The sequence below is a fragment of the Streptomyces sp. NPDC104096 genome, assembly GCF_055584385.1.
In genome coordinates this window covers 35,689-60,475 of record NZ_JBVJMD010000006.1, presented here as the reverse complement: position 1 = coordinate 60,475, position 24,787 = coordinate 35,689, and the positions used below count along the sequence as shown (strand labels likewise).

The following is a 24,787-nucleotide window of genomic DNA, read 5'->3' as shown; positions in this document are numbered from 1 at the left end:
GATCTCGCGGCCGTCCGGGCATGAGAACAGGGCCTCCTGCACAGCTCGCGGGTGTCGAAATCCGCGCGCAACAGGAGGCCCTGGCGTCGCAGCCTTCCGTGTCGCTCTCGAATGCGTCCGACTCGGTTGCCCGACCGTGTGATTGCGTCGCGCACGTGTACGGGGACGCGGCCGACCACGGGGAACGCGTGCGGCGCCGCCCGCCTGACGTAACTGCTGCTGAATGGGCCGCTGTCCGGCGCCTGTTGTCGGTGCCGGCCTGGACGAACATGCGTTCTTCCGCCGCCGGCGCGACCACGGTCTGGCCAAGGAGTCTCGCGACCGGCTCCGCCGCCCAGGCCCTGCTCGCCCAAGCCGCCGCCGCGCACCATCGGCTGGCCCTGGTTCGGGCCGACCTCGGAAACCCAGGATTCCCGACAGGGCCAAGCTCGGCGGTGATGGGTCAGGACCGCTATGTCCGCGCCGAAGCCGACCACCAGACGTCCGTCGGGCGCCCCTGCCAGTCCCCTGATACGGGAAGGAAAGGCGTACGCACCGATCTGCTGCCCTGTGCTTGCGTCGCACGTCCACACGGTTCGGTCGCCGCCGGCGACGACGACAGGGCGACCGTCCAGCGTGCCGGTCGCCCCCGCACGCACCTCACCGGTGTGTCCCGTGAGCGGCGGTGCCAGCAGTTCGCCCGTGGCCAGGTCCCAGAGATGGACTGCTTCTGCCCTGTGACTGGTGAGAATGACGCTGCGGCCCTCGAGCGTCTCCAGGGCCAAGGCGCCTCGTTGCCGCGGCTGCACTCCGATCCATCGGCTCGTGGTCAGGTCCCAGACGCGGCCTTCCCCGGTCACACCGACGAAGCGGCCGTCGACTGCCGCGAAGAACTCGATGGAGGGGCTGGTGTACTCGCTTGGCGGGTCGGCTGGGTCGTCGGTCCGCCGCGCATCATGGCCGACATCGCCCTGGTCGGCATGGCCAACGTGGTGACTCCCGTCGGCATCGCCCAGCAGGCGGTGGCTGCCGCTCTCGACGCCCCGGATGCGGACGCCGACGTGGCCGTGGCCACCCGCACCTGGCGGCAACGCTGCGACCTGGTCCTGTCGGAGCTGGCCGACTATCCGTGCATACGGCCGCACGGCGGCTGGTCGCTGCTCATCGACACCACCGCGCTGGACCTCACTCCGGCCCAGGCGTCCCAACGGCTCTTCCGGCACGGGAAGGTGGCAGCGACCCCCATGACCGGCTGGGGCCCACACGGCGGCCACCACCTACGGCTGGTCTTCGCCAACGAGCCCGTCGAACGCCTCGACGGACTGCGGGACCGCTTCGCAGCCGCCTTCGGCTAGACGTGGCCCACCCGGGCAGGCGCCCAGCTCGGCCCCTTCCCTCCAGAGGGAGCGCGTCAGAGATCTCGTGTAAGTCGGGTTGGTGTCATTGGATGCCGAGCCGGTCCTCGAAGAACAGGGAGAACTGGTTCAGTGCCTCTTTCCAGTGTGCGGCGACGTGGTTCGCGTCGGCGCTTCTGGGTTGATCTGCTCGCGGACTGCGAGGTGGAGCACCTTTGACGCGGCCTGCTCCGAGGGGAGACGGCCGCGGTTTCGGGTGGCCTTGCGGAGCCGCGGGTCGGCCGCGGGTGTAGGCCTGGACTGCGGCCTGGCCCAGGAGGCCGGCCTGCTGGTTGCGCTGTTCGGCGACGATGCCGAGGGCGTCTTCGGTACCACGGAGCCGCTCGCGTAGACGCGCCGCCGCCTGCTCGATTTCACGCAGGGCCTGCTCGCGGCGGGCTGGACGGCTTGGACGCTGTCGAACTGCCCCTGGAGGTCTGCGAGAGCGGTGTGGACATCGGCGACGGTGGAGCCGGGCCGGGCCGTGCCGTGCGCGCATGGCCGACCGGTCCGGCCCGAACAGGATCAGACGGTGGGCCGGTCCGTGGAGAGGAGCCACTGCCAGCGTCTGCGCTCCGTGACGAGGGTGGTGGCGACGAGGAACGAGACGAGCACTGCCGCGTAGGCGGGCCACACCACCCACGCGGCGATCGCGGCCGCCGCGAGCTGGATCAGCACGAGCAGGATCGTGACCGTACCCGAGACAGGGACGACCACCTGCGCCTTGTCCCCCGGAGTGGCGAAGACGGTCGGCAGGCCGATCAGCGCCACCAACGCCAGGACGGCGAGGAACCAGGAGTACTCGGACAGCGCCCACGGCGCGGCCACCCAGGCGACGAGTTCCGTGGTGAAGCGCAAGACGGATGCGATCCGATCGTCCGGTCTCTCCACGTTCTTCCCCCCGAGAAGTGTTGACCACCGGCGCGAGATCATACGACGACTCACGCGAGAACGCGGTCTGATGAGCCGTGCCAAACCGCCTTCACCACCCTGCTGTTCTGTGCCGTCGCTCAGGGCGTCGACAGCTGGTCGTACATCCGGAACGTGTAGGTCGCGTCGTAGGTCATCAGATTTCCGCTCGACGCCGGCAGCCCGAGCCGCGTGTTGAGGGGCACCGTGAGCGGCCCGCAGTGTTCGGCGGCGGGAGCGGCGAAGGTGTCGTCGTATGCCGAGAACTTGATCAGTGGCGGATCCTGCGAGACCCACTGCGACGGCCCCGACCGCTTCAGCTGGAAGTCGACCGGCCGGTTCGCCCCGATGGTGCATCCCTGCGGCAGCAGCGGGCTCAGCAGCCGGAAGCGCAGGCTGAACTGCCCGGTGTAGAAGTCGGACCGGCCACCGTACTCCGGCTTGATCGCCAGTCGAAGCCGCCGCGGTTCCTTGCCCGCCGAGGTGCCGGTCAGCCCGTCCGGAACGGCGGTCGGTGCACTGTGCATCGCACCCCACACCTGCCCGTCGGTGCCGTCCGGCAGCGGTCCCTCGGCGTGCGTCATGGTGATCGGAGCGAGAGTCACGACGACCTTGCCCATCGTCAACTGCGGTGCCGCAGTGTGCACTTCACACCTCCACCGAGCCGGATCGGCACCGGCGGGAAGGGGCGGGCAGTCACTGAAATCGGTCGCGGACCGGGCGATGGCGGTACGAGGTTCGGCGTGCGCGGAACCTGGTGCGTACAGCCCCACAAGGCCTGTCAGGGCAGCGGCGCCGACGAGGGTGACCGCCACGCGGCGGGCGAGGGACGGGCGGGAGAGACCGGCAGTGGCGTTCGGCATGACCGACATCCTGCCGATCGCGCCGGACCGGCCGCCATCGGTGACTACCCCGTCTCAACCCCGAGCCCACCCTGACGACTTGTCGGGGGATCAGACCGGCGCGCCGTCGGCCGATGGGCGACGCGCCGTACGTCTCGTTCACTCGGCACGTTCGCCTCCCCAACGCCATCGGACGGTCTCGCACCCACAAGCCCCAGTGCTCACGCCGGAATTGCCCGTTCCAGCATGTCTGTGCACTACCGTGAACGTCTGTACCCGTGCAAGAGACGAACGGTCGAGGCTGATCACGTGGCAGACATCACTCTCCCCACCGCGGTCATCCTCACGGCCTTATCTGTGGAGTATGACGCCGTACGGGCCCATCTCACCGACATCGAGACGCTCGTGCACGCTTCCGGCACCCGTGCCGAACGCGGCCGACTCGCTGGCACCCCGTGGTACGTCGCCCTCGCTGAGATCGGCGAGGGAACCCTCACGGCCGCCACCCTCACCGAACGCCTCAACACCTGGCTCGCCCCGCAGATCTTGCTGTTCGTTGGTGTCGCGGGCGGTCTGAAGCACGACATCGACATCGGCGACGTCGTGGTGGCAACCAAGGTCTACGGTATCCACGGCGGCAAGCAGACCCCGGAGGGCTTCCTCGTACGCCCCGAAGCCTGGCGCTCCTCCCACCGCCTGGAGCAGGCCGCCCGCCACGCCCTGCGTGGCACCGAGTACCAGGCCCACTTCAAGCCGATCGCCGTCGGAGACGTCGTCCTCGCCGACGCCGAGTCCGCGATCTCACGCCACATCCACGAGCACTACAACGACGCCGCCGCCATCGAGATGGAAGGATCCGGCGTCGCCCAGGCCGCCCACCTCACCGGCACGCTGGACACGCTGATCATCCGAGGCGTCAGCGACAAGGCCGACATGAACAAACGCGAACGGGATGCAGAGGCCTCCCAGCCGAAGGCCGCGCAGAGCGCAGCAGGGGCCGCCGTCGCCGTCCTCCGGGAGCTGGAACCGACCTACGCTGCCGCCGGCCCTGACGGCGAAGGACGGGGCGGCGGAGGGTTGAGTCTCCCGGACTGGCGGGCCCGGCTCCGGAGACGGGGGCTGCTTATCTGGGGCAGCGAGTTGTTCGCCGCTGGGATGGCCGATCCCGACGACACGTCTGAGCCGCTGGAACGGGACAAGGCCGACAACACGCCTCAGCCGCTGAAGCAGGACGACGCCGTAGACGCCGACCTTCTTCGAACTGGTCGACTGCCATATCTGCAAAGACAGTTCGAGGGAATCGGCCGCCAGTTCGACGACTGGGTGGCTGACTGCCATCAGAGACGTGGTGAGGTCAGACTCAAGGTCTTCTGGATCGTGGGCGAACCGGGTCCGGAGCGGAGCAAGGCGCTGCTTGCCGTGGTGTCACGAGCTCAGGGTGCTGGGCGTACCGTCTACGATCCGGGTCGCAATCTCGATCTGGCCTCGGAGGTCATCGCCGAATTGGGCCACGCAGCGCTCCCGGTGAAGCCGGCGCTCATCCCCGTGGACCTCCCGGCCCCCGAGCCCGGTAACGGCTGGACCAAGTTGCGTGAGGTGCGAGATGGCGTCCGCCGTCACAAGAGCGCGCAGAGAGATCCCGATCCGGTCCTGGTCGTTGGTGGCACGGCGGCGCAGGTGCAGACGGCATACGACATCCTGCAGTCGTCGATCGAGCTTGAGCCGTTCGACGTGAAGGGTCGTCCGTACCCGCAGTTACAGACGGACTCCCGCTTTGAAAGCATGGCGAGTCCGTCCCTACCGGCGAAGCACATATTCAACCGGGGGCTTCCGGCGACCGCGCCGCGGTTGTTCGGCCGCGAAGAGGAGCTGGCGAAGCTGCGGGATGCCTGGCTGTCCAAGGAGACCCGGATCCTATCGGTCGTCGCCTTCGGCGGGGTGGGGAAGTCCGCGCTCGTCAACGCTTGGCTGCGGGACATGCGCGACCATGATTACCTCGGCGCGAAGAAGCTCTTCGCCTGGTCGTTCTACTGCCAAGGAACAAGGGAAGACCAAGTCTCCGCCGACACCTTCGTCAAGTCCGCGTTGAGATGGCTCGGCGACGAAGCGCCATCGAGTCCGAGCCCAGCGGTTGAGGGGGCGCGGCTGGCCAGGCTGATTCGTGAGCATCATTTCCTGCTCGTCCTGGACGGGTTGGAACCGCTTCAACATCCGGAGACGGCGCCGGACGTCGGCGGCAAGATCAGGGATGATTCGATCACGGCCCTCCTCCGTGAGCTGGCCAGGCCCGGATGGGACGGACTCTGCCTGCTCACCACGCGGGTGCCGCTGACCGACGACCTGACACCCCGCGGGAGAAGCGCATCGGCCACCGTCGACGAGCTCAAGCTGGACAACCTCGACGAACCCGCCGGGGCCGACTTGCTCCAGTCCCTCATCGGCCGACAGGACGACATCGAGGCGGTCGGACAGGCAGTCCGGGATGTCCACTGTCACGCGCTGTCGGTCAACCTGCTCGGGCGCTACCTGCGGGACGTCCATGCCGGACAACTCAGCGGACGCTTCGAACTGCAGAATCTCACTTCCGCGATAGCCGACGGCGGACATGCAAAGCGCATCATGGAGAAATACGCCGAGTGGTTGGAAGGGGACGAACGACTTGGCGAACTCGCCATCCTCGGCGTCATCGGACTTTTCGATCGGCCCGCCCCGTACACGGCGATGGAAGCCGTCCTGGCCGACACCGAGTTGGGCCGGTCGGCACCAGGCCTCGATGAAATCGGCAGCGCCGAATGGGTGCGGTACGTCGCGAAACTGCGGGAGATGGGGCTGCTCAGCAGCGACACGGCTGGCCTGCCAGACACTCTGGACGCCCACCCACTGGTCCGGGAGTACTTCCGCGACCGGCTGCAGATCAAGGCGGACGACCTGTGGAACTCGGGAAACCGCGCACTCTACAACTATTACAAGCGGCGCGCCCCAGCGCTGCCGGACAACTCGGAGGACATGAGCCTGCTCTACGCGGCGGTGAACCATGGCTGTGTGATCGGGCTGCATCAGGAAGTTTTCGACAAGGTGATCGAACCGCGGGTGTGGCGCGGTCCTCGCGAATTCTTCTCCACGCGGATCCTGGGCATGACCGGATCCGAGGTCGTCGCATTGTCCAACTACTTCCAGATGCCCTCCTGGACGAAACTGCGGCAAGACACCGGGCTGTCCCAACGAGCCCAGCTCCTCGTGATGAGCACCGCCGCTCTACGGCTTCGGCAGCTCGGCCGACTCGACGACGCCCGGGCCAGCTGCGGCGAAGTGGACCGCACTGTCGAGCTGCCGGACGAGGAAGCGGCTGAGACGACGGCGGTAGACGAGCCGGAGAGGGAGATTGCACGACACGCTGCCTACACCTCCTCGCTCCACTGCGAGCTACGGGTGATCGCCGGACAGCTCGGGCCGGGCCGGGAGAGCGCCAAACGCGCCATCGTCTTCGCAGACCGCTGCGACGACGCCTACTTCAAGATGTATGCCCGGTCCTGCCTCGCGGAAGTGGACTTCATGGAGGGTGACTTCGACGAAGCGCGGGATTGGTTCGCGGAAGCCGAGGCGATCGCGTCGGAGGAGGGCTCGAACCTCCCGTTCCTGTACTCCCAGAACCTCTACCGTTACGGCTATTTCGCGATCGAGACCGGTGGTGCCGCAAAGCTGCTGGCCGAGGCGAAGCAGCAGCCCGAGTGGGGGCTGGCCGGCATCAATTCCTCCCCACTCTCGCGGGCCGTCCAGAAGCTCATTCTGAGCGCGGCCTGCCGCTCGCAGGTCGAGCAGGAGGCATTGAGCCCAGAACACCTGGCAACGGCCGGCGCACTGATGGACGACGCGATCGTCATGTTCCGCGGCGCCGGCTACAGCGACTACATCGTGCGCGGGCTCCTGGAGCGGGCACACCTGCTGCGGATCCGGCGGCAGCCTCAGGACTACGCGAGCGCCCTCGACGACCTCGACGAGGCGCAGGCCGAGGTCACCCGCGGCAGCATGAAACTCCTGGCCGCCGACGTGTCCCTCCAACTGGCAGCGTGCCACCTCGCCTTCTGGCCGACGGCGTCGCCGGAGCGGCAGGCTGAAGTCTCGGCATCAGACACCCTGGCCCAGGCCGAGGAGCGAGTCCGGGCTCTGAAGTATTGGCGCCGCAGGCCGATGCTGGCCGAGCTGAAGCGGCGCGCGAGAGACTACGGCGTCGGCTGGTCATCGGCCCAACGCAAGATGTCCACGACCCCGCGGGTTGCGGGCAGCGGCGACACATAGTCGACCACCGCTTTGACTTCCGGAATGGCGTTCACCGGGCAGGCCGACAGCCGGGCCGCCCGCAGCATGGGAAGGTCGTTCCAGGAGTCGCCGATCGCCAGTACGTCGGACCAGTCCGTGCCGGTACGCTCCAGAAGCATCTGTACGCCGTACATTTTGTCGACACCTCGGGGCGTGACGTCCACCGAGGCCATCGAACGGTTGATCTCCACTTCGGTCAGGTCGCCGGCCGAGATGAGCTTGAACAGGGCGTCCACCGTGTATCCGGGCTCGGGGTACACGGTGTAACAGGTCATCTTGCCCAGTTCCTCGCGATACGAACCCGCAGGCAGGAGCGCCCGAACGGCATCGGCGTCAACCCGAGTGGCGAGCAGTTCGTACCGGTCTTCCCGCGGCAGGTACAACACGCCGCCGCCCTCGCACACACACGGCGTCTCGGCTTCGTGGAGACCCAGCACCTGCACCATGGCCTCGACATACGGAACGGAGCGCCCGGTGCAGAGGGTGAATGTGCCGGGAAAGCCGGCGACTGCACCCGCGAGGTCGTGCAACGCTGCCAGGTCGAATCGCTGCCCCTTCGCATCCACGACGCAGCCTTCGTTGTCACAGCAAACCAGCACGAACGCTCCTGTCAGGTCAGGGTCGGAACGACCACACGAGGATAGGCGTCGGGGTTGTCGGCGTCGTAGGGGCCATCGGTCATTCCCATCATCGTCACCGGAACCGCTCCGTCGTTGCGGACAGCGTGCGCCATGCCGGTCGGTACCGTCACCAAGACGGTGCCGGGCCTGTCGAAGAAGCGCTGCTGGATCGGTGTACCCGCGCCCACGTCCCAGTGCAGTGACCAGCGGTCGGCGGCCATGATCACCAACAGCTCACGTCGAGCGGCGTGGTAGTGGTTTCCACGGACGGCGCCGGGCTTGATGGTGGCGATGTGCATATCCTCCACTGGGAATTGCCCGCAAAAGACCTCTGCTGGAACGCTGAAGCTGCTGCCGCGAGCATCACCGGAGTCGTGCAGTTCGACGAACGAGAGGCTCTCGTTATTCATCCGGCGACCATTTCACGAGTGGGTTGTTCGGTTCAACCTGAAGAGCGTCGCACAAGGTCGTGATCAAGCGCGCTTGCCGGCGTCGCTCTCACGCTCCTGGGTAACGTGTGTGTGGAGCGCAGCAAGTGGCGCCAGACTCGACGAAGCGAGCAGAGGGCCCGCTCGCTCGAATCTCTTGTGGATCTTCTGCAAGCCATCACCGACATCGCCCGCACGCTCAGGCAGACCGCTGAGCAGATCGACGATCTCATCGGTCAGGTCCGACGGCAAGGCACGGTCGCCCGCATCGTCGGCCCCGCAGCACGTTCAGCTTGATCACGACGCTGGAGGGGCAGATTGCCCCGATCTACCGTCTGGTCGCTGAAGTCGGGCGCTCAGGAAATGGTGCCGTTCTCGTCGAGCCTGCTCGGCAGTTGCTGAAGACACGGGACGCCTTCATGGATCACCTTCGAAGCGCCGATGGCATGGCCTGGCTTTGCGGGCCGGGGCCGACTACCAGGTCCGCCGCTACCCCGGCTGGGACCGCCACATGACCCTCGCCATGGCTGCCCACGCCTGCCTCACCGTCCTGCGCACCCGCACCTTCGACACGGACAATGCAGAAACGGATTCAGCTCACGGACGAGATGGCGGACTGGATCACCTTGGTCACGGCCGCGGGGTCCGACACCAGTGTCAGGTGTGAACCGCCCTTGTAGAGCGTGACCTTGGAGCCCGCCCGGTGGGCCATCTTCTGTTCAGAGGCAGGAGTGATGATCTGGTCCCCGCTGCTGATGAAGTACCAGGAGGGGATCGACTGCCACGCCGCGTACTTGGACGGGGTGTTGAAGGCCACCGTCGTCGCGGCACGCTGCGTGGCCCACAGGCCGACCGCCTTGTCACGAGGCACACTGCTCGCGAACTTGGAGACGAACACGTTCTCCTTCAGGTACAGGGCGGACGCCTTGGACGGAGCGTTCGGGTAGGGCACGGCGTCGTACAGGTCGGCCGGCGATCCCTTGGTCAGGACCGACGTCGGGCCGCTGAGCTGCGCCGTGGTCTCCCCGACCGCCGGTGCGGCGGCGTCGACGTAGACGAGCGCTTTCACGTTGCCGACGCCCTGGGCGGCATTGGTGATCACCGAACCGCCGTAGGAGTGCCCGACCAGAACGACGGGACCCTTGATGGTCTTGAGGAAATCGTTGACCGTCTGCGCGTCGGTCGTCAGATTCTGGAGCGGGTTGCCGATGGCACGCACCGAGTATCCCGCGTGACGCAGCAGGGTCACCTCGCCGCTCCAGCTCGATGCGTCCGCCCACGCCCCGTGCACGAGGACGACCGTGGGCTTCGCCTGTCTGCCGGCAGCTCCGTCGACGTGCGGGACACCGCTCGGGGGAGCCGCGCCGACCATGGTGGTCACGGCGATCGAGGCCGCCGCGAGAGCCACCGGCAGATTCCGCCGCCTGGGAGAGCGAGCCATCGCAGGCCTCCTTGTCCAGAATCACCATGAGGGCGCTCCTGACGAATGCGAACGGCCGGGCAGCACGGCTCGCGGGGGAAGCACACTGCGGCCACCGCCACGTCCCTGGCCACCATACGACGGTAGCGCCACCCCGCCTCATCGGCATCCGGAAGGCGCAGGGCCGGGCACGCAGCGTTGGGCAAGGCCCGCGTTCACGTCGGGCACCGTGCGCACCAAGGGCAAAGAGCGGCGGGGGCCGATTCTGATCTGCCGTCACTTTCGGGTGCCGGCGCTGCGGGTGTCTACTCCTCGGTGGACTTGCGGGCGTGCAGACCGGCCATGCCGACGGCGGTCAGGGCTGCGGTGGGAGCTACTGCCGCGCGGCACACCAGGAACGCGGTGCTGAAGCCGCTGCCCAGGGCATCCAGAGCCAGCTGATGAGCGACGGATCCCGGGATCCCGGCGGGCAGGCTGTTGACCGCGATGGGCCCGCCGGCCTCGGCGATCCCGGGTGCCGTCGCCTCCTCACCGGCCAGCAGGCCGGCACCGGGGAAGCCCACCGGGAAGGACGAGCCGGCGTTGATGAGAGCGACCGTGGCGACGGCGGGGCCCGGTCTCGATCACGGTGAGCCCGCTGCCGCCTCGGCCGGCTTGGATGACGTCGGACCGGGGGACACCGCCCGCCGTCAGCGTGGACGCGGCGGTAAGTCCGGCCAGCAGCGCCGCAGCCGACCAGGCGCTGACACGCACCTCGCTCGCACCCGACTCGGCTGCACCGGACCGGCCAACCGGTCCCGCACCCTGGCCGTACGGGTGCGGGACCCAGGACGTCCGCCGGCGCCGTGGTCTTGGCGAAGGTGTGCCCGCCGGCGGTGAGTGCGACGGCCCATGGTGTCGGCGGCCGGCGGTGCTTCGGGTCGCTTGTCGTCGTTGTGGCGTTCGTCGGTGAGGCGTGTGGTCTCCGGGCCCCGGTAGGTGCCGTCGGCGGGCTCCCGGACCTCGGTGCGGCCTTCGCCGTATCCGAAGGTCTTCAGTCCCATCGACTCCAGGGCGACGTTGCCGGAGAGGATCATGAAAGTCGGCCCAGGAGAACGTGCGGCCGTACTTCTGCTTCACCGGCCACAGCAGGCGGCGGGCCACCATTGCCTGCCGCTGTCGCCCCGGCGTGGCGCCCGTGCGGCCGCCGCTGAGACCGATCCTGCTTCAGCGGCCGTCCCACCGGCCGCTGAAGCCCCGGCCCAGGTGTGGCGGCGGGAGAACCAGGGAGTGTGAAGTCCGAGCAAGGTCACGGGCCACTCCGTACCAGGAAGGGCCCGTGACCGTGAAAGGGTTCTGTGATGGCGCGCCGTCAGATGTATTACGTGGACCACGCGGCGGACTTCGGCCTCAGCGCCCTGGCCGAAACGGTGTGCAGCCGCGTGTCATTCCGCATCGACGAGCCGACGGTGGCGGCCCTCGCCGCACGCGCGGCCCTCGACGAGGATCACCAGCTGAGCCGGGACGTTCGGCTGTTGCCGGAGTCGCCGCTGCCCGACGAGACGCTGCACGCCGTATGGCTGGCCGCGACCCGACGCGGCTTCGACCCGGCCGAGCACGGCCTTGACACACGGTCCTGGCTGCGACGCGTCCTCAAGGGTTGCCCGCCGCCCCCGCAGGCCGACTCCGGGGGCGGCCCGACGACGACGGAGGAGGAACTGCGCGACGCCGTGACCGCAGAGCTGCGCCTGCTCGCGCCCGCCCTGAGCGCCGCGGTCCCGGCGCCGGACCTGACGTACGCACTGGAACGGGTGGTTCGGGAGGTCGACGCGGATCTGGGCTTGCGGCTGCTGCTGCGCGCTGTGAAGGCGTATTCCGTGCGGGTACCGTACGACCAGTACCAGCGCCTGCTGGGCCTGGGCGACCGGCTGGATCACCCTCTCACCGCTGTTTTCGAGGGGCTGAGTGTGCGCTGGCCATCCCTGGACATCATCGGGCGGGATTTCAAGTTCGGCTTCGGACTGCCTGAGCTTTCCAGGCTCTTCGACGCGGAGCGGGACGCGCGGTGCTACGAAGACACGTCAGCGCCGCGCGAGCGCGTCGTCCAGTTCGCGCGCAAGGACAGCGGGCTCGTGCCCGGGGCGCAGGCGGGTGCCCTGCTGGAGGACGCCACCATCCTGCTGGACTCGGCGCTCGAGGACGAGCAGCTCACCGCTGTGTGGAGGACGGCTTCCCGCCGGCTGTAGGCGAGCGAGGAGTTCGACGCCGACGGACGGACATGGCTGCGCCGGATCGACGAGGTGTGCCGGGAGCGGCTGGACGACGCCGACCCCGCCTGCACACCCAAGCCGCGTCCTGCGCGCACCGACCTTGCGGACGCCGTTCTGACCGAGATCCGCAGAACTGCCCCGGCCTTGGATGCGGCCGGTGCCGCCCTCCTCGGCAAAGTGGTGACGCACGCGGATCCAGGCCTCGGCCTCCGGCTGCTGCTGCGGCTTCTCGACGCCTGCGCGACCCCCCTTGCCGAAGACCGGTGCTCCCGAATCGAGCGGCTCGGCGACCGCTTCGGCTACGGCGAAGACTTCATGCGTCGAGAATTGCGGCCCCACATCACCCGGTAGCGCGTCAAGGATGTGTGCGCTTTGTCAAGAGGGCGCGATCTTTGGTAATTCGCAGGGTGTCGAAGCCATTGCGAGTGTCCCGAAGGTCCCGGGACACTGTGTCCGCACGCAGCGGCTGCGGCTGCTCCCAGCGCGCGTAACGGAGGGCCGGGTGCCCACCGAACCCGGCGGTGCCGCCGGTTCGGCCGAGAGGCCTGAACCAATGCCGGGAATCAGGCCGCGACGAGCTCCTGCTCGCGGTCCGGCGTCTTGACCTTGGGCTTCTTGTTCGGCAGCGAGAGCCGGACGACCTTGCGCCACGCGGAGAACACCTGCTTGGGCAGCGGCCCGGTGACGTACTCCAGTTCGTACTTCTCGAACAGCGCGCGCACCTTCACCGCGACCTCGGCGTACCGGTTGCTCGGCAGGTCCGGGAACAGGTGGTGCTCGATCTGGTGCGATAGGTTGCCGGTCATGAAGTGCATGGCCTTGCTGCCGCTGATGTTCGCCGAGCCCATCATCTGGCGCAGGTACCACTGGCCGCGCGTCTCGCCCTTGATCGACCGGCGCTCGAAGACCTGCACGCCCTCGGGGAAGTGCCCGCACATGATCACCGAGTGGGACCAGATGTTGCGGACCAGGTTCGCGGTGAACGTGGCGGCGAGCGTGGTGAGGAACGACGGGCCCGACAGCAGCGGGTGGATCACGTAGTCCTTGAGCACCTGCTTGCGGATCTTGCGGCCCACGTCCTTGGCCCGCGCGCGGAACTCCGGGTTCTTGCGGCGCCGCTTGTGCAGGTTCTTGCCGAGCTCCAGGTCGTACGCCGCGATGCCGTACTCGAAGAAGCAGGCGTTGATGAAGTTCCACAGCGGCTGGCCGAGGTGGAACGGGTGCCACTTCTGGTCCTCGTCGACGCGCATGATGCCGTAGCCGAGGTCGTTGTCCTTGCCGATCACGTTGGTGTACGTGTGGTGCAGCTCGTTGTGCGAGTGCTTCCACTGGTCGGACGGCGAGACGTGGTCCCACTCCCAGGTGGTGGAGTGGATCTTCGGGTCCCGCATCCAGTCCCACTGGCCGTGCAGGATGTTGTGGCCGATCTCCATGTTGTCCATGATCTTCGCCACGGACAGTCCGGCGGTGCCGAGCAGCCAGGCCGGCGGGAAGAACGAGAACAGCAGTACGCCCCTGCTGGCCAGCTCGAGCTTGCGCTGCGCCGAGATGACCTTGCGGATGTAGGCGGCGTCCTTCTCGCCGCGGCTGGCGATCACCTCGTCGCGGATCGCGTCCAACTCGCGGCCGAGCTCCTCGATCTGCTCCGCGGTCAGGTGGGCGGTGGGGTCGATAGCGGTCAAGGTGTTCCTACCGTTCGATGTCGCAGGGGCCCGCGGCGGCGGACACGCAGGTCTGGATGAGGACGCCCGGTTCGGCCTCGGTGATGTCGCCGGTGCGCAGGTCGCGTACGGCGCCCGCCTTGAGCGGCGTGACGCAGCCGAAGCAGATGCCCATGCGGCACCCGGAGGGCATGAGCACCCCGGCCTCTTCGCCGACGTCCAGCAACGGCGTGGCGCCGTCCGCGTCGACGGTCTTGCCGGTGGTGCTGAACGTGACCTCGCCGCCGTCGCCGGCCACGACGATGCCGGGGCGGAAGCGTTCCGTGTGCAGGCGCTCCTGCACGCCGTGCTCGGTCCAGTGTGCTTCGGCGGCGTCGAGCAGGCCCGCGGGCCCGCAGGCCCAGGTCTCGCGCTCGGCCCAGTCGGGCACGAGTTCGCCGAGACGGGCGATGTCGAGCATGCCGTCCGTGTCGGTGTGCACCTCGGTGAGCCGCAGCTTCTTGTCCGCGACCAGGTCGTGCAGATCGCCCCGGAAGATCACGTCCTGCGGCCGCGGCGCGCAGTGGACCATGACGACGTCGTCGAACCCGGTGTCGCGCAGCATGCCCATCACCGGCGTGATGCCGCTGCCGGCCGTCAGGTAGAGCACCTTGGCGGGCTTGGCCCCCGGCAGCACGAAGTCACCGGTCGCCTGGTCGAGCTGGATCAGCGTGCCCGGTGTCGCCCTGCGGACCAGGTGGTTGCTGACCTTGCCGTCGGGGATCGCCTTCACGGTGATCGTGATGCGGCCGTCCTGGCGGTTCCTCGGCGAGGTGATGGAGTAGGCACGCCACAGGCGCACCCCTTCGACGTCGACCCCGATCCGCACGTACTGACCGGCCGTGTGGCCGCGCCAGCCCCGTCCCGGTCTGATCACGATGGTCGCGGCGTCGGCCGTCTCGGGGTGCACGGCCTCGATGCGCCCCCGCAGGTCGGCGCCCGCGCGCAGCGGGCTGACCAGGTCGAGGTAGTCCGACGGCAGCAGCGGCGTCGTGACCATCTCGAGCATCTTCCACGCCCTGCTGCGAAGGGCTGTACTCGTCATGGCTCCAGCTTGCTGCGCCTCAGGGCGTAAAGTCCTGACCGCAGGACGTAAATCTGGTCGGCAGAATTGTTCGCAGGGAATAAATCGTGAACCATGTGATCCGGAGGGCAAGCGAACTGGCCCTCGACGAGACGACGGTCACCGTACTTCGGGCCGGGCTGAAGGCCACCGCCGACGAGGTCGTCCAGGCGATCATCGACGAGGTCCCCCCCTACGCCAACGCCCTCACGGGCCACATGGGCGCCACCATCCGCCGAGCCGTCCGCACCGCCCTGGGGCACTACCTGGACCTCGCGAGCGGTAACGCCACGGGCGGCGACGGCGGTGACGCGGCCTACGAGCTGGGCCGCGGCGAGGTGCGCGACGGCCGTTCGATGGACGCCCTGCTCAGCGCCTACCGCGTCGGTGCCCGCGTGGCCTGGCGGTGCCTGGCCGAGGGTGCCGTACCCGCGGGTCTGCCCGCCGCCGAGGTCGCCAAGTTCGCCGAGCTGACCTTCGCGTACATCGACGAGCTCTCCGCCGCGAGCGCCGCGGGCCATGCCGACGAACTGGCCGCCCGGGGCAGGGATCACGAGCGCCACCTGGAGCAGCTGGCCCGCGACCTCCTCGCCGGCGCGAGCCCGGACGTGCTGCTGGTCTCTGCTCAGCGGGCCGGGTGGCAGCCTCCGGTTTCGCTGACCGCGGTCCTGCTGCCCGCCGCCCAGGCCCGGCCCGCCTACCGTGCGTTCGACCCGAGCACCCTCGTCCTCGACGATCTGCCGGACGCCACCGGTGTGCTGCTCGTCCCCGATGCCGACCGGTCACATCTCCTGCGGCAGCTGACCGACCGCACCGCCGTGGTCGGCCCGGCCCGGCCATGGACGCGTGCGTCCGCCTCGTACGAACGGGCCGTACGCGCGCGCTCCCTCTCCTCCGATATCCGCGACACCGAGGACCACCTGCCCGAGCTGGTGCTGAGCGCCGACGTGGACGCGTTCGCAGACCTGCGTGCCCGGGCCCTCGCACCGTTGCGGGCCTTGCCCGTCGCGACCGCGCGGCGGCTGGAGGAGACGTTGCGGGCGTGGCTGCTGCACCAGGGCAGGCGGGACGAGGTGGCGGCGGCGTTGTTCGTCCATCCCCAGACCGTCCGATACCGGATGTCGCAGCTGCGGGAGCTGTTTCCGGATCTCGCATTGCCGCACCGGGTCCTCGAACTGACGCTGGCGGTCGGTCCTCGGGTCAGCTGACGCGTACTTCGACCGTCCACGACCGCGTCCGTGGGCGGTCCAGGAACCGTGCCTCGTCCTCGGTGCCGTCGGCCGGCTCGTGCGGCCCGGCGAAGAGCGGTACGAGCCAGCTGAGACCGGGGGTTGATGTGAAGACCGGACAAGGCCTCGGGAAGCCCGTCGGGGACGCTGTCTCCGAGAAGCGCGGTGGCGGACACGGCTCGACCGGATCCGGTGGACGATGCGCACCGGCCCGCTCGCCGACGCGCTCATCGAGCATCCGATCGGCGATCCGGGCCGTTACGCCCTGGAAAACGGCTTTCATGTCGTCGTGGAGGGGCATGCCGGGTTGACGGCTTGCAGGGCCCGGGTCCGGCGGCACGATGCCGTGCTCACAGGCCGGTGACCTTGGCACCGGCCGACAGGTCGTAGGCCAGGGTGACCGTGCGGTGGCCGCCGGGCGGGACGGTGACGTCCCAGCGGACGATGCCTTCGGTGTCGACCACGTCGGGTGCGGGGGAGCAGGCATCCTTGCGCAGGCGTATCTCCACCGCCGAGACCTCGGACACCGGGATGCGCTCGCGGACGACCACCGTCCGTTCGTCGTTCTCCTCGGGTGCGGAGAACCGGGACAGATGAAGCCGGACGGTGCGGGAGATCACGGTTTTCTGGGTCATCCCGACAGAGTCGCGGGACTCCTCGGCATGCCGGACCACCCGGAAGTCGTCGCAGCTGCCGAAGGCAAGCTCCACGGGGGCTCCGGGAGCGGCGAAGTCCAGTGTGCCGCGGCCGCTGAACCCGCTGTCGCGGATCAGATCCACGGGCCCGGCCAGCAGCGCGTGTCCGGACTCGTTGCCGAACCGGACCAGCCGGGTGACCAGCGGGGACAGTTCGGGGGAGCAGGCGTACTCACTGCTGGTGGCCGCGGTGAAAGCGGAGACCGGCACCCGGTGCGCACGCCCGTCGCCGGGCACGGAGACCGGCGCGGGGGAGCGCAGCACCCGTGCCTGACCGCCGTCGGCCAGCCCGGGCAGGCCGAGTGTCGGTGCCGGACCGAGGTCGCCGATCTCCTGCTCGCGCATCTCGACGTCGACGGTGCGGCGCTCCGCGGCGGAGCGGTCCTTGAGCGTCAACCGGTCCTCGCCCAGCCGCGGGGGCTCGGTGGCCAGCGCCGACCGGGCCGTCGACAACGTCAGCCGTACGTCCGACCAGTCCTCGCCGGTGCGCTGCCAGACCACGGCGTCGGTCTCCAGGGTGAGCGAGTCCCCCTCGAGCACGGCCCGGTAGGCGGGCCGCCACAAGGCGCACGGGGTGAGGTGGCTCAGTCGTATCCCCGCCGGCCCGGCTGCCGCGGCGTCCACGGTCAGCTCGACATGGCCGACCAGTTCGAGGGGCTCCGCCTCGGCGAGATCCACGGCCCGCCGGATCTCCCCCTGCTCGCAGGCGACGGCGGTCAGCCGGGCCTCCACGGCGCGCAGGTCCTCGCCGTACGTGTCGCGTTCGCCGTCGACCTGGTCCAGTCCGCGGGTCCAGCGGGGCACCTCGCTCTCCCCGGAGCCGGTCCCCTCGCCGATGTCCCGCAGCAGGTCGGCGGCGAGCCGGGCGAGCAGGTCGAGGCGGGCACGCAGACGGTCGCGCCGCTGTTCCAGCGCGACCTGCTCCTCTTCCAGGGCGTGCGCGCGCAGGCGCAGGGCGGAGTCGTCGTCGGGGGACGGCACCGGCCCGCGCGGGGTCCAGCTACGGACGATCCGCACGTCGAGCACGGTCGCCGGGTGATCGGCGGTCAGCTCGGCATGCAAGGTGCGGTCGACGGCCAGCGCGCTGACCGGCCCGAGCCGCAGCCGCTGGACTCCGGCCTGCAGATCGACTGCGGCGGTCCGCTCGACCTGGGCGCGATCCTCCAGACAGGTGACGGCCGTGACGGGGAGGGCGATCGGCTTCGGGGTCGTGGACATGGTGGGTGTCAGCTCCTGCGGTTGCCGCCGACCAGGGCCTTGCCGGTCGGGATGCGAATTTCGTAACCGCCTTCGAGGGCGAGGGAGCCGCCGGCGGGCAGGTCCACCCGCCAGACGCGGATACCGGGAGCATGCTGATCGGGGGCCGTCCCGTCCTCGGGCGCCGTCCAGTCCGCGTTCTCCACGATGCGGACGTCCGCCTCGGCGGTGACCGGTACCCGCTCGCGGACCTCGAGGGTGACGGGCCTGGCGAGATGGCTGGCCAGTTCCACGTGGACACGGTGGTCGAGCACGGTGGTGCTGTTGCGCAGGCCCGCCGTCGATTCGTGCACGCTCGTACGGCGGGTGACGCGGATGTCCTCGGCCGGCCCGAGCCCCACGCGGCGCACGCCGCCCGGCGCGAGCGTGGGCAGCGCGGTGGTGGACAGAAAGCCGTCGTCGACGGTGATCTCCACCGGCCCCGCCAGCAGGGCCTGGTCGGTGGCGTTGGAAATCACCAATGTCGCGTACACGGTCTGCTCCACGGACGGTACGCAGAGGTATTCGGTGCGCAGCCCGACAGGGATCTCGGTGACCGTGACGGTGTGCCAGGTGCCGTCCGAGGGCACGTCGGCGCGGGCGGCGGCGTCGAACCGGTGGTCGAAGGAGCCGGCCGACTCGCGGGGCGGTACGGCGTGTCCGGGCAGGGGCAGCGCGGCGACCGCCTCACCGCGGCGGCGGTACTCGGCGGCCACCGGGTCGAAGGACGGGCCGGGGAACAGCCGGCCCCTGTGATCGCCCGGGTCGTCGGGGCCGCACAGGACGAGGGCCGCGTAGTCGAGTTCGCCGTCGCTCGGCCGCGGCGGACCGGCGGCCGGCTCCGGAGCCGGTGGTGCTCCCGCGGCGAGTGCCGGCGCCGGTGGCGCCACCGCCCGGCCGGGAGCCGGGGCGGCGGGGCCGGCGAAGGAACTGCTGCGGGCGAGCGGCCGGGCCGGCTGCGCGAGGTCCGGCACCGCGCCCGGGAAGACCATGGCGGCGCCGCTGGGCGCCTGGGGGGCCGCGGGTACGGAGGGCGGCCTGCCGTAGACCGGTGGTCCCGGCGCAACGGGAACGGGCGCGGCCGGACCGGCACCGGCCGCCGGCCTGCCGTAGACCGGCGGGGGCGGGGGCGGCGCAACGGACACGGGCGCGGCCGCACCGGCACCGGCCGCCGCCCCGGCAGCCAGGGGAGCCGCGGACGTCGCGGGACGCGGGCCCGCCGCGTCGTACCCGGTGAACAGGTCGGCGAGCCCCGCAGGGGGCTCGCGCCAGCCGGAGGGTGCGGGAGCGGGCTGACGGCGCCCGATGCGGATCGAGCGAAGCTCCGGCAAGTCGGTGCGGCGCCGCAGGTCGGCGGTGGCCAGCGCGATGCGTACGCCGGTCCAGTCCTCTCCGGTGCGCTGAGCGACCGAGGCACGCAGGACCAGTCGGCCGGTGCCCTCGCCCTGCCGGTACCCGAGACGGTAGGCCGGAACCCAGACGGCGCCAGGCACCCCGTACTCGAGTTCGAGCTCCGCCTCGCCGGTGCCGTCGAGGGTCAGGGCCGCGCAGACCGTCGTGTCCACGTGCGCCGACGGTGCGTCGGTGGAGGCCCGGGCGAGGCTGTCGACGGCGATCTCGAGTTCGTGCTCGATCCGGGCCAGCGCCTCCTCCAGCTCGACCAGACGTGCGTGCAGTTTCGTCAGCCGCCCGTCGACGAAATCGGCCAGCGTCAGCCAGGCGTCGACCGCGGTGCGGCGGTGCGGATCGTCGCGCCTTCGGGCCGGCGGGACCGGACGCAGGTCCGTGACTTCCTGGATCAGGCTCAGCTGCCGGTCTCGGCGGTGCTGCGCCGCCGCGTACTCCTCACGCAGCCGCTCCGTCTCGCGCCGCAGTCCGTCGTGCGAGCCGGTGCGGGAGGGCTCGGCGTCGACCTCCACCCGCGCCTCGACCACGCGCAGGCCGGAAGCGCCTTTGACGCGCGCCCGCAGCGAACCCGGGTCCAGGGAGCGCGGCAGCCCCGTCACGCGCACCCGTCCGTCCTGCGGCACGGTTCCCCGGGCCAGTCGGTGGCAGAGCGCGCCCTGCGCGTACACCACGACCGCATCGAGGGTCGATCCCCAACTCCGTGCGCCTTCGGCTGCCATGTGCTCCCCCACCGTCTCCGTGCCGGTCACAGCCTACGCCCGGCCGTGCGCGCCCCGCCGAGTGCCGGTACATCGGGACTGCCCGCAACCGCGAGGGCGACAAGCCCACTCGGCGGGGCGCGTGGTCCACTTCCCCGGTACGGGCAGAGCTTCCGCCTTCAGCTGCGGCGTCAGGGTTTGATGCGCCCCCGGACGGCGCGAACCGACAGGGCGAGCCGGGTGGGTTGGAGGAGTCGGGAGGCCCTTTCGAGGTACGTGCCGGGAGCCGTGGGTGTCCATCGGCGTCGACCGTCCGACCCGCTGTGGCCTCACCGGCCTTCCGGCCGGAGCCCGGCTTCGGCCCGAGGGGCCGCGTACCGGGAGGGCCGTCGGTGTCGCCGTCTCCGGAGGGCCCGCACGGCCGGGGCGCCGGACCTGCCCCGGTGACCCGGAGCCCGGGCTCCTCGATCCGCGGCAGACAACCGTCCCGGAGAGGAAACGAGCAGCTCGAACGGGCCTTGCTCCTCTCCGTGTTCGCAGCCCTGGGCGACCCGGCCTCCCGGGCCCGATACGACAAGAAGATCGCCCAGGGCGAGCACCGTACCCGGGCCCTGCTCCGCCTTGCCGGGCGCCGGGCCGACGTCCTGTTCGCGCTGCTCCGCGGCGGAGCCCTCTGCGCACCACAGCCGTCGATACCGGTCAGCCGACCTGCGGGTACGCGAGGAGAACGACTTGATCAGCCTCGACGTCGAAGCCGAGCACCGGATGGCCGTGGTCGCCTTCCGGGCCCATCAGTACCGGCTTGCCCAACCGCCGCCCGGTCTCCCGGAGGAAGCCGCAGCACACATCAAGTCGATCCTGGCCCTGCAACTCCCGCAGGTCGACGTCGAAGTCGACTTCGTCCTCGGCATGAAAACGGAAGATCGCCAGCACGTCGTCGGTCGGCCAGACCCGCAGGTCCGGGCACTCGGCATCCGCCGGGCGGGACAGCACGGCCTCCGCCCGAGGCACCGGAAGCACCTTCTCTCCCTCGGAGTACCGGCGCTTCCAGTCCTTCTCGGCGACGAGATCGAGGACCTCCTGCCAGTCCTCCACCGAGGTGTTCGGGACACGCACGTCCGGCAACGACCCCATCAGGTCCGGATCGAAGAGACAGCTCACGTCACCCCACAGCAGATCAGCCACGGCGCCATGCTGCCCGGCGCACGGAGCCGACGCACCCCCGTTTCGCTCGACCAAAGGCATAGGGGCCCCGGCGAGCGGAAGCGCCCGCCGAGAGCCTGGGCGGCACCCCGGGCCGATCGTCGCCCGTGCCGCCCAGGCCCGGGTCGTGCCGGGCCGTGACGTTCCGCCGCCCAGCCGCTGACGGCCTGTGGAACGAGGCGGAACGGAACGGAACGCCGGGAGAGAGACGAGTTCGACCTCTCCTGGGAGACATGGCGTGGGTATCTCGCGAAGAAGGCTACTGACGGCGACCGGAGCGGGTGTGGTGGCGGCAGCCATCGACGCGGGCGGCTTTCGCGCCGCGGCGGAAGCCACCACCTCGATGGAGGCCGGCCGGACGGCTGCCACGGCGGCTGCTTCCCCCTCGGACGTGCCGGTGGTCACCACGTGGGACCGGACGGTGCAGCGGGAGAGTTACGCCCAGGGCGCGGGCTATCAGCGGCTCGTCGCCGGACCGGGGGAGCCGCACACCATCCGCACCGACCTCTGGTCCCGCTTCGGTCCTCCGACGATGGCGCTGGCGGCGTTCGCGCAGATGACCGACCTGCACATCGTGGACGACCAGTCGCCGGCCCGCCTCGAGTTCATGGACCGCTACGCCGACGCGGGCGCCCCGCACTACGCCTCGTACCCCACCGACTCGGCCTACCGGGGCCACGAGTTCCTCTCGACGCAGGTCGTCGACGCGATGTGCCAGGCCGTCGCCGGAATCGGCAAGGGCCCGCGAAGCCGGATGCCGCTGCAGTTCACCATCGTCACCGGCGATGCGATCGACAACTGCCAGCACAACGAGAACCGCTGGTACATCGACCTGCTCGACGGCGGCCGGACCATCGTCCCGGACTCCGGCGCCGTCGGCCTGGACCAGAGCTTCGCCGGCGGTGCCCTGACCGGCGGCGGCACCGGGGACGACCACTACTACTACCCGTCCGTGCCACCGCAGCAGGTGCCGGGCAATCGGTACACCGGCACCTCCGGTCTCGGCTTCCCCTACGTTCCCGGGCTGCTGGACGCGAGCGGTGCGGTGGGTGCGGCCCGCCGGCCGTTCGTCTCGCACGGCCTGCGCATGCCCTGGTACGCGGCGTACGGCAACCACGACGGCCTGTGGCAGGGCAACGAGCCCATCGACAACAACCTCGTCGACGTGCAGGGCATGACGCTCGGCACGTCCAAGACCACCGGCACCTCCGCAGACCTGCCGGACGACTACAGCGACCTCGGCACCTTCGGCAAGCTGATGGTCGCCTGGGAGCTGGAGGGGACCCGGGTCGCCGCGGACCCCGACCGGCGGCTGCTGTCCCGCAAGGCCTTCATCCAGGACCACTTCAACACCTCAGGCCTGCCGGTCGGTCACGGATTCCAGGGCGTGGGGATCGACAAGGCCTACTACGCGATCCCGTCCGGTTCCGGCGACCTGATCCGCTACATCACGCTCGACTCCACCAACACCAACACCGACGGTTTCGGCTCCGGCGCCGCGGGCGGCTCGATCGACACCGATCAGCTCGAGTGGCTGGAACAGCAGCTCAGGGCCAACAGCTCGCGCTACATCAACACCAACAACCACATCGTCACGCAGAGCGGTGTGCAGGACAAGATGTACGTGATCTTCTGCCATCACACGCTCAACACCATGGACAACCTGGACGACGGCATCTTCGGCGGCATCTTCGGGGACCGGCACACCGGCGACGAACTCAAGTCACTGCTGCTGCGCTACCCGAACGTGATCGCCATGGTCAACGGCCACACACACGCCAACAAGATCATTCCCCATCCGGCGCCGGCCTCCAGCCCGATCTCCGGCGGCTTCTGGGAGATCTCCACCGCCTCGCACATCGACTGGCCGATCCAGAGCCGCATCATCGAGATCATGGCGAGCCCCGACGCGCAGAACGCGGGGGAGTCCGGCTCCGCCGCCGGGCCCGCCACCCTCTCGATCTTCACCACCATGGTCGACCCCGCCGCGCCCCTCTCCTTCGGCGGCGACACCAGCACTCCCGCGCAACTGGCCTCCCTGGCACGGGAGCTGGCCACCAACGACCCGCAGGAGGTGAGCCGTGGCATCACCAACCGCATGGGCCTCGACCAGGACCGCAACACGCAACTGCTCCTGCCGGCCCCCTTCCCGCTGCACGCTCCGCACCCGCTCGGTTCCCCCATCGCCGCGGCCCGCAACCAGGACGGACGGCTGGAGCTGTTCGGCACGGACGCGCAGGGCAACCTGTGGAACACCAGTCAGCTGACCGCCGGCGGCGACCTGAAGCCCTGGACCAAGCTCGCCGGCGGCCCGGGCTGGCAGTCCGTCACCGCCGCCGCCCACCAGGACGGCCGGGTCGAGGTGTTCACCATCGACCAGAACGGCTTCGTCACCCGTCGCGCGCAGACCGGCGCGGGCAGCAGCACCTACACGGCACCCCAGCAGTTCGACTCCGCCTTCACCTCGGCGAGCGCGGTCCAGGACCAGTGGGGCGGCATGCAGGTCTACGCGACCCGCAGCGACAACAGCATCCGCCACCGCTGGCAGGACTTCCTCAACGACGACACCGCCTCGAACGGCTGGTTCACTCCCTGGACCCAGCTCGGCGGCACCGCCGTCCAACTGGCCGTCGAGACCGGCTCCGACGGGCGTGCCGTGCTGGTCGCCATCAAGGAGGACGGCCTCCTCGTCCAGCGCAAGATGAACGTGGCCAACGCGCAGACGGAGAGCGAGTGGGGCGGGGTACTGCCGCTCGACGGCATCCTCGACTCCATCGACCTGGCCCGCAACCTCGACGGACGCCTGGCGATCTTCGGTACCAACCCGGACGGGATGCTCTGGCGCCGCTTCGAGACCGCCCCGGGCAGCGGGACATGGCAACCCTGGGCTCGGATACCGGCACAGGCTGGTGCCACCTCACTGAGGATGCGTCACGTCTGCGCCGAGCGAGGCGGAACCGGCAGGATCGCGCTGTTCGCCGTCGACAACACGGGCACGCTGTACCACTGCGAGCAGTCCGGTCCCAACAGCACCGACTGGTCCCCCTGGGTGGCCGGCGGCGTCGAACTGCGGGCCACGCACACCTTCGGCGGGCTGTGAAAGCCCCGGCGACGCCCGGTCCGTCCCGGCCCTCCGCCTGAACACGGGCGTCGGCCCCGCCGCTCGGCGGGGCCGACACCCGTACGGCTCTCCGTCTCCGGTACGACCCTCCCGTCACCCGCCTCTGCCGCGGCCCCCGCAGGAGTGCCGGACGGGCGAGCCACGGCTGTGCGGCAGAGGAAGCCGTGACTCGAAGGGAACCGGCACGGCGCTCTCCCGCCGCAGGATGCCGACAGCCGCCGAAGCAGCCGTCACGGCCGCGGCCACCGAGGCCGGAAGGCCGGCCGCACAGACCGGC

At 69.9% G+C, this 24,787-nt stretch carries 19 protein-coding genes and 3 pseudogenes; 10 read left to right on the top strand and 12 right to left on the bottom strand.

What is annotated here, in order from left to right:
* The first annotated feature begins 20 nt into the window (after positions 1–20).
* Positions 21–1,334 (top strand): aminotransferase class I/II-fold pyridoxal phosphate-dependent enzyme, encoded by a 1,314-nt coding sequence (locus tag ACZ60B_RS09170; RefSeq protein ID WP_469385373.1) that lies wholly within the window; start codon positions 21–23, stop codon positions 1,332–1,334.
* An 85-nt stretch (positions 1,335–1,419) separates the two neighbouring features.
* Here ACZ60B_RS09170 and ACZ60B_RS09165 read toward each other — a convergent pair.
* From ACZ60B_RS09165 to ACZ60B_RS09155, 3 genes and pseudogenes are all read right to left on the bottom strand, one after another.
* Positions 1,420–1,607: pseudogene (locus ACZ60B_RS09165) on the bottom strand (IS256 family transposase); the annotation flags it as partial.
* Between the two features lie 291 nt (positions 1,608–1,898).
* A complete protein-coding gene (locus ACZ60B_RS09160; RefSeq protein ID WP_469385372.1) occupies positions 1,899–2,264 on the bottom strand; it encodes a hypothetical protein in 366 nt (121 codons plus the stop codon).
* A 119-nt stretch (positions 2,265–2,383) separates the two neighbouring features.
* On the bottom strand, positions 2,384–3,097 hold the full coding sequence (locus ACZ60B_RS09155) for a hypothetical protein (RefSeq protein WP_469385371.1): 714 nt from the start codon (positions 3,095–3,097) through the stop codon (positions 2,384–2,386).
* A gap of 336 nt (positions 3,098–3,433) precedes the next feature.
* Here ACZ60B_RS09155 and ACZ60B_RS09150 point away from each other — a divergent pair, with 336 nt between their 5' ends.
* Positions 3,434–7,420, top strand: a complete 3,987-nt coding sequence (locus ACZ60B_RS09150) for a phosphorylase family protein (RefSeq protein WP_469385370.1) — start codon at positions 3,434–3,436, stop codon at positions 7,418–7,420.
* Here ACZ60B_RS09150 and ACZ60B_RS09145 read toward each other — a convergent pair.
* Both ACZ60B_RS09145 and ACZ60B_RS09140 read right to left on the bottom strand, forming a co-directional pair.
* The gene (locus tag ACZ60B_RS09145) at positions 7,345–8,040 is read right to left on the bottom strand and encodes an HAD family hydrolase (RefSeq protein WP_469385369.1); all 696 of its coding nucleotides are present in this window, start codon (positions 8,038–8,040) and stop codon (positions 7,345–7,347) included. The two genes, ACZ60B_RS09150 and ACZ60B_RS09145, sit on opposite strands and share 76 nt — an antisense overlap.
* An 11-nt stretch (positions 8,041–8,051) precedes the next feature.
* Complete coding sequence (locus ACZ60B_RS09140) at positions 8,052–8,471, bottom strand: polysaccharide biosynthesis C-terminal domain-containing protein (RefSeq protein WP_469385368.1); 420 nt, start codon at positions 8,469–8,471, stop codon at positions 8,052–8,054.
* 111 nt (positions 8,472–8,582) lie between these two features.
* Between ACZ60B_RS09140 and ACZ60B_RS09135 the strand changes: the two genes are divergently transcribed.
* Both ACZ60B_RS09135 and ACZ60B_RS09130 read left to right on the top strand, forming a co-directional pair.
* A complete protein-coding gene (locus ACZ60B_RS09135; protein WP_469385367.1) occupies positions 8,583–8,786 on the top strand; it encodes a hypothetical protein in 204 nt (67 codons plus the stop codon).
* A 175-nt stretch (positions 8,787–8,961) separates the two neighbouring features.
* Positions 8,962–9,156, top strand: a pseudogene (locus tag ACZ60B_RS09130) (hypothetical protein); the annotation flags it as partial.
* On the opposite strand, the gene ACZ60B_RS09125 reads toward ACZ60B_RS09130, so the two are convergent.
* Together ACZ60B_RS09125 and ACZ60B_RS09120 are read right to left on the bottom strand one after the other, a co-directional pair.
* On the bottom strand, positions 9,082–9,930 hold the full coding sequence (locus ACZ60B_RS09125; protein WP_469385366.1) for an alpha/beta hydrolase: 849 nt from the start codon (positions 9,928–9,930) through the stop codon (positions 9,082–9,084). The pseudogene ACZ60B_RS09130 and the gene ACZ60B_RS09125 sit on opposite strands and share 75 nt — an antisense overlap.
* Before the next feature lie 284 nt (positions 9,931–10,214).
* Positions 10,215–10,472: a hypothetical protein gene (locus ACZ60B_RS09120; protein ID WP_469385365.1), complete on the bottom strand. Its 258-nt coding sequence runs from the start codon at positions 10,470–10,472 to the stop codon at positions 10,215–10,217.
* A gap of 777 nt (positions 10,473–11,249) precedes the next feature.
* Here ACZ60B_RS09120 and ACZ60B_RS09115 point away from each other — a divergent pair.
* Positions 11,250–12,134: a hypothetical protein gene (locus ACZ60B_RS09115; protein ID WP_469385364.1), complete on the top strand. Its 885-nt coding sequence runs from the start codon at positions 11,250–11,252 to the stop codon at positions 12,132–12,134.
* Positions 12,135–12,188: 54 nt separating this feature from the next.
* On the top strand, positions 12,189–12,509 hold the full coding sequence (locus ACZ60B_RS09110; protein WP_469385363.1) for a hypothetical protein: 321 nt from the start codon (positions 12,189–12,191) through the stop codon (positions 12,507–12,509).
* A gap of 212 nt (positions 12,510–12,721) precedes the next feature.
* On the opposite strand, the gene ACZ60B_RS09105 is transcribed toward ACZ60B_RS09110, so the two are convergent.
* Together ACZ60B_RS09105 and ACZ60B_RS09100 are read right to left on the bottom strand one after the other, a co-directional pair.
* On the bottom strand, positions 12,722–13,840 hold the full coding sequence (locus ACZ60B_RS09105; protein WP_469385362.1) for a fatty acid desaturase family protein: 1,119 nt from the start codon (positions 13,838–13,840) through the stop codon (positions 12,722–12,724).
* 7 nt (positions 13,841–13,847) lie between these two features.
* Positions 13,848–14,903 carry a ferredoxin reductase gene (locus ACZ60B_RS09100; protein ID WP_469385361.1) on the bottom strand — a complete coding sequence of 352 codons (1,056 nt, stop codon included), beginning with the start codon at positions 14,901–14,903 and terminating at the stop codon, positions 13,848–13,850.
* Between the two features lie 86 nt (positions 14,904–14,989).
* On the opposite strand from ACZ60B_RS09100, the gene ACZ60B_RS09095 reads away from it, so the two are divergent.
* Complete coding sequence (locus ACZ60B_RS09095) at positions 14,990–16,129, top strand: PucR family transcriptional regulator (RefSeq protein WP_469385360.1); 1,140 nt, start codon at positions 14,990–14,992, stop codon at positions 16,127–16,129.
* Between the two features lie 220 nt (positions 16,130–16,349).
* The gene (locus ACZ60B_RS09090; RefSeq protein ID WP_469385359.1) at positions 16,350–16,514 is read left to right on the top strand and encodes a hypothetical protein; all 165 of its coding nucleotides are present in this window, start codon (positions 16,350–16,352) and stop codon (positions 16,512–16,514) included.
* On the opposite strand, the gene ACZ60B_RS09085 is transcribed toward ACZ60B_RS09090, so the two are convergent.
* Entirely contained in the window at positions 16,501–18,063 is a 1,563-nt protein-coding gene (locus ACZ60B_RS09085; protein WP_469385358.1) for a DUF4139 domain-containing protein, read from the bottom strand. The two genes, ACZ60B_RS09090 and ACZ60B_RS09085, sit on opposite strands and share 14 nt — an antisense overlap.
* A gap of 8 nt (positions 18,064–18,071) precedes the next feature.
* Complete coding sequence (locus ACZ60B_RS09080) at positions 18,072–20,207, bottom strand: DUF4139 domain-containing protein (protein WP_469385357.1); 2,136 nt, start codon at positions 20,205–20,207, stop codon at positions 18,072–18,074.
* A 407-nt stretch (positions 20,208–20,614) separates the two neighbouring features.
* Here ACZ60B_RS09080 and ACZ60B_RS09075 point away from each other — a divergent pair.
* A pseudogene (locus tag ACZ60B_RS09075) lies at positions 20,615–20,878 on the top strand (IS110 family transposase); the annotation flags it as partial.
* A gap of 7 nt (positions 20,879–20,885) precedes the next feature.
* Here ACZ60B_RS09075 and ACZ60B_RS09070 read toward each other — a convergent pair.
* Positions 20,886–21,371, bottom strand: coding sequence for a hypothetical protein (locus ACZ60B_RS09070; RefSeq protein WP_469385555.1), 486 nt, complete (start codon positions 21,369–21,371; stop codon positions 20,886–20,888).
* Positions 21,372–21,675: 304 nt separating this feature from the next.
* Here ACZ60B_RS09070 and ACZ60B_RS09065 point away from each other — a divergent pair, with 304 nt between their 5' ends.
* Complete coding sequence (locus tag ACZ60B_RS09065) at positions 21,676–24,489, top strand: TIGR03767 family metallophosphoesterase (protein ID WP_469385356.1); 2,814 nt, start codon at positions 21,676–21,678, stop codon at positions 24,487–24,489.
* Positions 24,490–24,787: the final 298 nt, after the last annotated feature.

What these genes read in the sequence shown, in the direction of transcription:
- ACZ60B_RS09085 (WP_469385358.1), bottom strand. Translation starts at nt 18,063, where the DNA reads ATGTCCACGACCCCGAAGCCGATCGCCCTCCCCGTCACGGCCGTCACC.
- ACZ60B_RS09080 (WP_469385357.1), bottom strand. Translation starts at nt 20,207, where the DNA reads ATGGCAGCCGAAGGCGCACGGAGTTGGGGATCGACCCTCGATGCGGTC.
- ACZ60B_RS09170 (WP_469385373.1), top strand. Translation starts at nt 21, where the DNA reads ATGAGAACAGGGCCTCCTGCACAGCTCGCGGGTGTCGAAATCCGCGCG.
- ACZ60B_RS09115 (WP_469385364.1), top strand. Translation starts at nt 11,250, where the DNA reads ATGGCGCGCCGTCAGATGTATTACGTGGACCACGCGGCGGACTTCGGC.
- ACZ60B_RS09100 (WP_469385361.1), bottom strand. Translation starts at nt 14,903, where the DNA reads ATGACGAGTACAGCCCTTCGCAGCAGGGCGTGGAAGATGCTCGAGATG.
- ACZ60B_RS09090 (WP_469385359.1), top strand. Translation starts at nt 16,350, where the DNA reads ATGCGCACCGGCCCGCTCGCCGACGCGCTCATCGAGCATCCGATCGGC.
- ACZ60B_RS09125 (WP_469385366.1), bottom strand. Translation starts at nt 9,930, where the DNA reads ATGGCTCGCTCTCCCAGGCGGCGGAATCTGCCGGTGGCTCTCGCGGCG.
- ACZ60B_RS09140 (WP_469385368.1), bottom strand. Translation starts at nt 8,471, where the DNA reads ATGAATAACGAGAGCCTCTCGTTCGTCGAACTGCACGACTCCGGTGAT.